This window comes from Lysobacter xanthus (assembly GCF_047159895.1).
Map to the genome: position 1 here is coordinate 1 of NZ_BAAGAB020000093.1, position 8,122 is coordinate 8,122.

The 8,122-nt window shown below is 70.2% G+C and carries 6 protein-coding genes; 4 read left to right on the forward strand and 2 right to left on the reverse strand.

Features of this window, described 5'->3' with window-relative positions:
• Both ACY35P_RS14420 and ACY35P_RS14425 read right to left on the reverse strand, forming a co-directional pair.
• Nucleotides 1-305: DUF3106 domain-containing protein (locus ACY35P_RS14420; protein WP_462116533.1), on the reverse strand; the 305-nt coding region annotated here is incomplete at its 3' end.
• On the reverse strand, nucleotides 295-1,200 hold the full coding sequence (locus tag ACY35P_RS14425) for a hypothetical protein (protein WP_462116534.1): 906 nt from the start codon (nucleotides 1,198-1,200) through the stop codon (nucleotides 295-297). The genes ACY35P_RS14425 and ACY35P_RS14420, both read right to left, overlap by 11 nt.
• Nucleotides 1,201-1,642: 442 nt before the next feature.
• Between ACY35P_RS14425 and ACY35P_RS14430 the strand changes: the two genes are divergently transcribed.
• From ACY35P_RS14430 to ACY35P_RS14445, 4 genes are all read left to right on the forward strand, one after another.
• Nucleotides 1,643-3,844, forward strand: coding sequence for a primosomal protein N' (locus ACY35P_RS14430; protein ID WP_462116535.1), 2,202 nt, complete (start codon nucleotides 1,643-1,645; stop codon nucleotides 3,842-3,844).
• 624 nt (nucleotides 3,845-4,468) lie between these two features.
• Nucleotides 4,469-5,314 (forward strand): hypothetical protein, encoded by an 846-nt coding sequence (locus ACY35P_RS14435; RefSeq protein ID WP_462116536.1) that lies wholly within the window; start codon nucleotides 4,469-4,471, stop codon nucleotides 5,312-5,314.
• A gap of 33 nt (nucleotides 5,315-5,347) precedes the next feature.
• Nucleotides 5,348-7,360, forward strand: a complete 2,013-nt coding sequence (locus tag ACY35P_RS14440) for an XVIPCD domain-containing protein (protein ID WP_462116537.1) — start codon at nucleotides 5,348-5,350, stop codon at nucleotides 7,358-7,360.
• A gap of 55 nt (nucleotides 7,361-7,415) precedes the next feature.
• The coding region (locus tag ACY35P_RS14445; protein ID WP_462116538.1) for a transaldolase at nucleotides 7,416-8,122 on the forward strand (707 nt) is incomplete at its 3' end.

Sequence of the window (8,122 nt, forward strand, 5' to 3'; positions counted from 1 at the left end):
GCGGCCGCGCGGACCTGCGCCTGTTCGTTCGACGGCAGCCGGCGCCAGGCCGACCATTCGGCGCGACGCTCGGCGCGCTCGGCCGGCGGCAGGCGGTCCCATTCGGCGGCGCGGGCGGCGAAGGCATCGCGCGCGGCCGCGGGCCAGCCCGCGAAGGCCTGCGCCTGCGCGGCGATCGCGGCGCGCCGGGCGGCCGGCAGCAGCGTGGCGACGTCGCCGAAGTCGTCCGGCAGGGCCGGCGCGGCGGCCGCGAATCCGGCGGCGACCACCAGCGCAGCGAGCATCCAGCGAGGATCAGGGCGCATCGGCACTGCCCGCGGTTTCCGGAACGTCGGGCCCGGCCGGCTGCACGTCGCGCTCCGGCGGCACCGCGGCCCGGCCGAGCGTCCAGCTGAGGAAGGCGGCATCGCGCGCGAGGCGCGCGCCCTCGGCGTCGGCCAGCAACACGAAATCGGGATGGGCGACGAGCCCGCCCTCGCGCGAGTAGCGGCTGGCCGGCGCACCGGCACGGCCCAACGCGCTGACCTCGATCGGGCCGTCGTCGCCGAGGCTCGGCCACCACGTCGCCGCGAGCGCGAGCAGGCCCAGGGCGGCGACCGCGGCGGCGTAACGGCGCCAGCGGCCGTCCTCGCGCGGGGCGGGGAAGAACCGTTCGGCGGTGTCGGCGAGCGCAGCCTCGCGCATGCGGGCGAGCCGCAGCGATCGCTCCGCCGGCAGGTCGCGTACGCGGCGCTGGACCTCCGCCTGGAGGCGCGACCAGGCCGCGGCATCGGGCGCGCCGGTCGCGTCCTGTGGCAGGCCACGATGCACCGCGCGGGCGAGGCTGCCCGGGGCGACGTCGAGAACCGCCGCCGCGGTCGCCTCGTCGAGCCCGGCCGCGACCCGGAGCAGCAGCGCGGCGCGCATCGCGGGCGTCGACGGCGGCAGCGGGCTGTCGGGACGCGGCGTCCGGGCCCGTCGCAGCGCCGGTTGCTCGAGCAGCGCGGACCAGAACCGACGCGGCCAGTCGGCCATCGGGGCGTCCACGGCCGTCGCCCGGAAGGTGGCCATCGCCCGGGTCAGCGCGGCGTCGCCGAGGGTCGGATCGCCGGTCTGCAATTCGGCCAGCACCGCGGCGCGACGCTCGATCCCGCGCAGGAAGGCGGCGAGCGCGGTGGGCCGGACGAGGTCGGGCGCAGGGGTCGGGACAGGCTCGGCCATCGCCGGAATGATAGCCGCCGAGATGGACGCACCCGTCGACGGACGGTCCTCCGAACGCTTGACAGCGGGCCCTCACGCGGCTCCACCGTTGTGTGACGCGGGTTGCCGGCCTGCAGGGTTGTGCACAGCCGCCGAAATTCGGCGGATCGCAGCCCGTGCGACCTTCGCCCGCTAGTCTCGCGCTCGTGTTTCACGCGCAAGTTATTGAAATCGCGAAGAATATCCGCCGTGGTGAAATTTTGGCCAACCCACGGCCGCTGCCCGCCGCAGCGGGCTCGCGCACATCGGCCGACAGTCCATTCACAGACTTATCCACATGCCGTGTGGATAACGGCTGTTCTCCAATGACGGCGGGCACTTACGTTCGATTCATGATCCCGGCGCGAGCAATGCCCGCCAAGCGCGACCTGCCCGTCGCGGCGTCTCCACCTAGACTGCGACGATGACTTCGACGACCCCGTCCACGCCTGTCGACGACGCCGTGTGGAAGGTCGCCATCGGCGGCCTGCCGCTGCCGCGCCTGTTCGACTACCGGCCCTGCGACGCCGCCGGCGAGGCGGCGGTCGGCTGCCGCGTGCGGGTCCCGTTCGGCACGCGCGAGCGCATTGGCGTGGTGGCCGCGGTCGGCCCGGCCGATCCGGGCACCGAGCCGAAGGCCGCGCTGGAGCGCCTCGACGCTGCGCCCCTGCTGGCCGGCGAACTGTGGGACTCCCTGCGCTGGCTCGCGCACTACACGCACGAGCCCTTCGGCGAGGTGGTGGCCACCGCGCTGCCGACCCTGCTCCGGCATGGCGAGCCGTTGCCGCCGACCGACCGCCTCGGCTGGCGACTCTCACCGGCGGGCGTCGAGACGCTGCCGCGGCTGCGCCCGGGCCGCCCGCGTCGCCTCGCCGAGCGCCTCGCCGCGGGCGAGATCGCGGAGGACGAGCTCGACAGCCTGTTCGAGGACTGGCGCGCCGCCCTGCGCAGCCTCGACCAGCGCGCGCTCGTCGAGCAGGTGGTGATGTCGCCGGCCGCCACGCCCGCCCATCCCGGGCCCGAACCCAACGACGAGCAGCGCGCCGCGATCGACGCGATCCTCGCCTCGCGCGATGCCTTCGGCGCCTTCCTGCTCGACGGCATCACCGGCAGCGGCAAGACCGAGGTCTACCTGCATGCGATCGCCGACTGCCTCGCGCGCGGCAAGCAGGCGCTGGTGCTGGTGCCCGAGATCGGCCTCACGCCGCAGACGCTCGCCCGCTTCCGCGCGCGACTCGGCGTGCCCGTGTACGCCCTGCACTCAGGCCTGTCGGATGGCGAACGCGCGCGCACGTGGGCCGCCTGCCTGCGCGGCCAGGCACGCGTCGTCGTCGGCACACGCAGCGCGATCTTCCTGCCATTGCCCGATGCCGGCCTCATCGTCGTCGACGAGGAGCACGACGGCAGCTACAAGCAGCTCGACGGCATCCGCTACCACGCCCGCGACTTCGCCCTCTATCGCGGCCATGCGCTCGGCGTGCCGGTCGTGCTCGGCAGCGCCACGCCGTCGATGGAATCGCTGCGCAACGCGCGCACCGGTCGCTACGTGCACCTGCACCTGCGCAAGCGCGCCGGGCTCGCCAAGCCGCCGAAGGTGCGCGTCGTCGACGTGCGCAAGCGTGCGCTCGACGCGGGCCTGTCGAACGAACTCATCGACACCCTCGCGCGCACGCTCGACGCCGGTGGCCAGGCGCTCGTGTTCAAGAACCGACGGGGCTACGCGCCGGTGCTGCTCTGCCACGACTGCGGCTGGACGGCCGAATGCCCGCGCTGCGATGCGTCGATGACGGTGCACGCGAAAGGCCGGCGCCTGCAGTGCCACCACTGCGGCACATCGAAGCGATCGCCCGATGCATGCCCGGATTGCGGCGGGCTCGCGCTGCAACCGCAGGGCGCCGGCACCGAGAAGCTCGAGGAAACGCTGACCGCCCGCTTCCCGGGCGTGCCGGTGGTGCGCATCGACAAGGGCACCACGCGCAATCGCGATGCGCTCGCCGGGCACTTCGAGGCGCTCGGCGACGGCCCCGGCATCCTGGTCGGAACACAGATGCTCGCGAAGGGCCACGACCTCCCCGGCCTCACGCTGGTCGCCGTCGTGGGTATCGACGAAGGCCTGTTCTCCGCGGATTTCCGCGCACCGGAAAAACTGGCGCAGCTGCTCGTGCAGGTGTCCGGTCGCGCCGGTCGCGCCGAAGCCCCAGGCGAAGTGCTGCTGCAGACGCATCATCCCGAACATCCACTGCTGCACACCCTGCTCACCGGCGGCTACACGCAGTTCGCCGACGAGGAACTCGCCGTGCGCGCGGATGCGCAGTTCCCGCCGTTCGCCCACATGGCGATGTTCCGTGCGGAAGCGCGCGACATGAACGTCGCCAACGCCTTCCTCATTGAAGTGCGCGCGCAGCTCGGCGCCACCGAGCCCGGCTCGCTGCTCACGGTCAACGGCCCGCTGCCTGCCCCGATGCCACGTCGCGCCGGCTATCACCGCGCGCAACTCGTCGTCTCGTCCAACGCACGCCCCGCGCTGCACGCCGCCCTGGATGCCGCATTGCCGACGATCCGGGAATCGCCGGAAGCCCGGAAGGTGCGCTGGTCGCTGGATGTCGATCCGGTGGATCTGTATTAGTCTTTTGTTTCGAGACCCAAGGAACGGGCCATGCAAACGACGCAACGGACGCTTTTCCCATTTCGAGCTGCCCCAAGGGTCATGCAGGTGGCGGCTGCCGCCTCGCGGGTGAGTGAGGCCTGGTGGTCCGACATCCATGACGTCATGGGACGACGCGCGTCAGCCGCGCGTCGATCCCGCGCTACCGGTCCCTCTTCGACTGACACCGCTCTGCGACCTCAAGTGCATCCTGTCGGCCGGACGCGCCGCAATATAGCGAGGGGAGCAAGACGAGTGTCGCGCCTCCGGCGCATCTCGACCGCCCTGAACTCCGCACGGTTCCCCGCGCTCTCTCGCGAGGTGCGTAGCCGCTCCGCACGAACCGTCGTCGGAACGAATTCGCACGCGGTGCTGGTAACGCCCTCGCGATCTACGCTGCATGCTCGATACGGAGCCGGCGCGCGAGGCGCGCGACCGATGCCGTGTCCAAAAAGCCATCTGCAGGCCTCCGCGCCGCACTTTCATCGGTGCGGCCGAAGACAGGCGGTGATCCGCGGCCCTTTAGCGTTCCGTGGCTGTTCGGCAACTTCAACCTGCTCCGCGGCGCCTGCCGCCGAGCGATCGCAGCTCTAAGGAATCGCGCGCATGGCCTCTCGCATCATCCGCTTTTCATTCATGGTGGCAGCGGCTTCCGGTTTGGCAGGCTGCGGCGACGGTGCCCGCCCAGATGCGGTTGCTGCGCATGTGCCAGCCCCTGCAGCCCACCGCGACGCAGCGCCCGTGAGGCCCACGACCGCCGCGCCGTCGACAACCTCGCTTGCCTCCGACCGCCTGAACCGGATCGTCGATGAGGTCCTTCGCAGCCAGTACCCGGAAGGGTTCGACGCGAGGCATGGTTGCTGGAGAGCGCATTACGGGAGCGGTGACGAGTCGACGTCCTACTGCATGCGTACCGTGCCTGCGAGCGCCGTCGTGGAGGGAGGCCAACAGGTCATCTACGCCGCAACGGCCAGCGCAGCCGACATTGGCGATGACGACGCCTACCGCTACGGGGCCATCGATCCGGGCACGTTCGACGCGTTCAGGATTGTCGTGCTGCCCGACGGCTCCGGCCGCCTGATCGCATCGGGCAAAGGCATGGAGTTCGGGAGCGCGGGCGACTGCGGCTGCCACGATGCGGACCTCGTTGCACTCGGGCCCGACATACACGGCTGGGTGTTCAGCAGCGGCGCCACGCAGCAGGGCATTACCGTCGGGACGCACTCGATCGTCGCGCCTGTGGACGCGAACATGATCGACGTGAGTGACATCCCGCAGTACGTGGAGGACGATCCCGACCTCGAATATCGCATCGCCATCGGCAGCGATGCCCCCAAAAACGGCTGGTTTCCGATCACGGTGTCGAAGTACCGAACTGCGGGGAAACTCGCCTCGCGCACTATTGACTTCGACCTCGCGGCAAAGCGTTACCGCATGCCCGAATCGTTTTAAAGCCCGCTCTGCGGCACACACGAAGGATCGTATATGCCCAACGCTCATTCCCTCGATCGCCATTGGGGCGAGAATCGCCAGCTCCTGGTCGACGCCGCCGGTCGGGCGGGCGTTGATCCGGCCATTCTGGTCAAGATTGCCGGGTTCGAATCCGGATTCGACACCCGCGCGCGCCCCGTCAACCACCGGCAACCCGAACGGAATACCGTCCGGCAGTTCGACGGAACGATGGCAGTGTCCTCAGCCTACGGCTTGGGGCAGTTCACGGACGACACCTGGCTCGACAGCCTCCGTCGATACGGCGCGAAGTACGGCGTGCCGAATGCGGCTCACCTGACCCGCGACCAAGCCAACGCAGCATCACTTCGGGACCAGCCGCAGCTGCAAGCGGCGATGCTCGCGGAGTTCACCCGAGAAAACGTCGCACGCGGGCAACGTCTTGGGGGGAGCGATCCCGATGCGAACGTCTATGCGCTGCACAATCTGGGCAGCGGCGACGGCCCCAAGTTTCTCGATGCGCTCCACCGCAATCCCGGTGCCCGCGTCAGCAGTGTTCTTTCCGCGCGCGTCATTCGCGGCAACCCTGCTCTGTACGGGGATGGCAGCCGCACGCTCGCGGAGGCCTACCACGTGATGGGCGCGAAGATGGATGCATACGAGGAGTATGCCGCCCAGCTTCACCGTACCGCGCCAGGCGTTGGTCACGCATTCGCCGGCGCCACCCCCCGACATCCGCCGGAGTCCGCGCCCCGCGACGTCGCCGGTAATGCCGCGATCTACCATGAAGCGCGACGTCATTTCATCGATGGCGACGACCGCTTCGAGTACGGCCGTGGCGACGTTGGGCGCATGGTGAATCGTGGCGGGGATGGACGTACCGACCAGAGCCGAAGGGAACGGGATCTCGACGGAGACGGCCGCAAGGGCGTTGATTGCTCGTCCTTGGTGTGGCGCGGCCTGCGCAATGCCGGGTACGACGTGCCCGACACGGGCTTCACGACGCATGATCTGTTCAACGGCCGCGCCATCACACCGTATGCGCGTCGCCATTTCGACGTCGTTGACGCACCGAGGGCCGGTCACGATCGTGGTGCACTCGAGCCCGGCGACATCGTGTTGTTCAAGGACAAGAACGGCGCCGGTCAGCATGTGGGAATCTTCAAAGGCTATGACCAGGCCGGACACATCCGTTTCATAGGCTCACAGGTGACGACCGGCCCTGCCGAGGCAGGCGCAGGCCCGGGAACCTACTGGAACGGCGGCCGCTTCGAAATCGTCGGCGCTCTGCGGGCGAAGCCGGAGTTCCAGGTGCGTGCGCCCCTGCACGACCCGGTCGACCCGGCCGTGCGACACGCTCCGCATCGGTCCACACCGCCGACGCCCCGCGGCCCGGCCGCGGCCGATGCGGATGGCCAATTGCGACGGGGCGAGAAAGGTCCTGCGGTCACCCGATTGCAGCAACGCCTCGCCGACCTCGGCTATCGCGACAGGGACGGGAAGCAGTTGAAGGAAGACGGCGACTTCGGGGATCGCACCCATTTCGCGCTGCAGACATTCCAGCGCGAGCACGGGCTGACGGGCCTGGGGGTGGCGGGACCGAGAACCGCAAGCGCACTCGACCGGGCTGAGCGAGCACTCGTGAGTCATCCCTCGCATCCGCACCATGCCCTCTACGCGCAGGTGCTGGACAAGGTGCATGCCGGGGAACGTACTCGTGGCATCGCGCCCGGCCACCATAGCGAGCGCATCGCGGCTGCGCTGGCGGTGGAATGCCTGCGCGAGGGAGTCGCACGGGTCGACCGGGTGGAGCTCAACCGCGACCTCACCCTGGTGCGCGGCGTGCAGGTCAGCCCGACGCGGGACGAGCCCGGACTCAACCGAGCGACTGATCCAATCAGCCTGCCCCAGGCCGCCCGACAGCCGATGCTCGAAAGCACCGAGCAGATGCATCAGGTCGCGGTGAACCGGGACGCGCAGCAGCGTGATGCACGGCAGCGCGCGGCTGAACCGCGCTCCGCCCCGCCGTCGCCAGTGCTCGCGCGTTAGCCGCACGAGGCCGGCCTTCATGGGCCGGCGCTCCGGTCTGGGCGACAATCCGGTCATGACCGCCCTTCTCGACGCCCTCCGCCAGCACTCCACCATCGTCGCCGACACCGGCGACATCGATGCCATCGCCCGCTTCCGACCGCTCGATGCCACGACCAATCCGTCGCTGCTGCTCAAGGCCGCGGGGCTGCCCGCCTATGCGCCCCTCGTCGACGCTGCGCTCGCGGATGCGGCCGGCAACGACGCGACCACGCGTATCGCCGACGCATCGGACCGGCTCGCGGTCGCGATCGGCGGCGAGATCCTCAAGCTCATCCCGGGCCGCGTCTCCACGGAGGTGGATGCGCGCCTGAGCTTCGACGCCGAAGCGACCGTCGCGAAGGCGCATCGCCTGGTCGAGCTCTATGACGCGGCAGGCGTCGGCCGCGACCGCCTGCTGATCAAGATCGCCTCGACGTGGGAAGGCATCCGCGCGGCGGAGCGGCTCGAGCGCGAGGGCATCCACTGCAACCTCACCCTGCTGTTCTCGTTCGCGCAGGCCGTCGCCTGCGCCGAGGCCGGCGTCTACCTGATCTCGCCCTTCGTGGGCCGCATCTACGACTGGCACCTCGCGAACGGTGCGCAAAAGCCGGCCACGCCGCAGGACGATCCAGGCGTGCAGTCGGTGACGCGCATCTGGCAGTGGTACAAGCGCCACGGCTACGAGACCGTCGTCATGGGCGCGAGCTTCCGCAACGTCGGCCAGATCACCGCGCTGGCGGG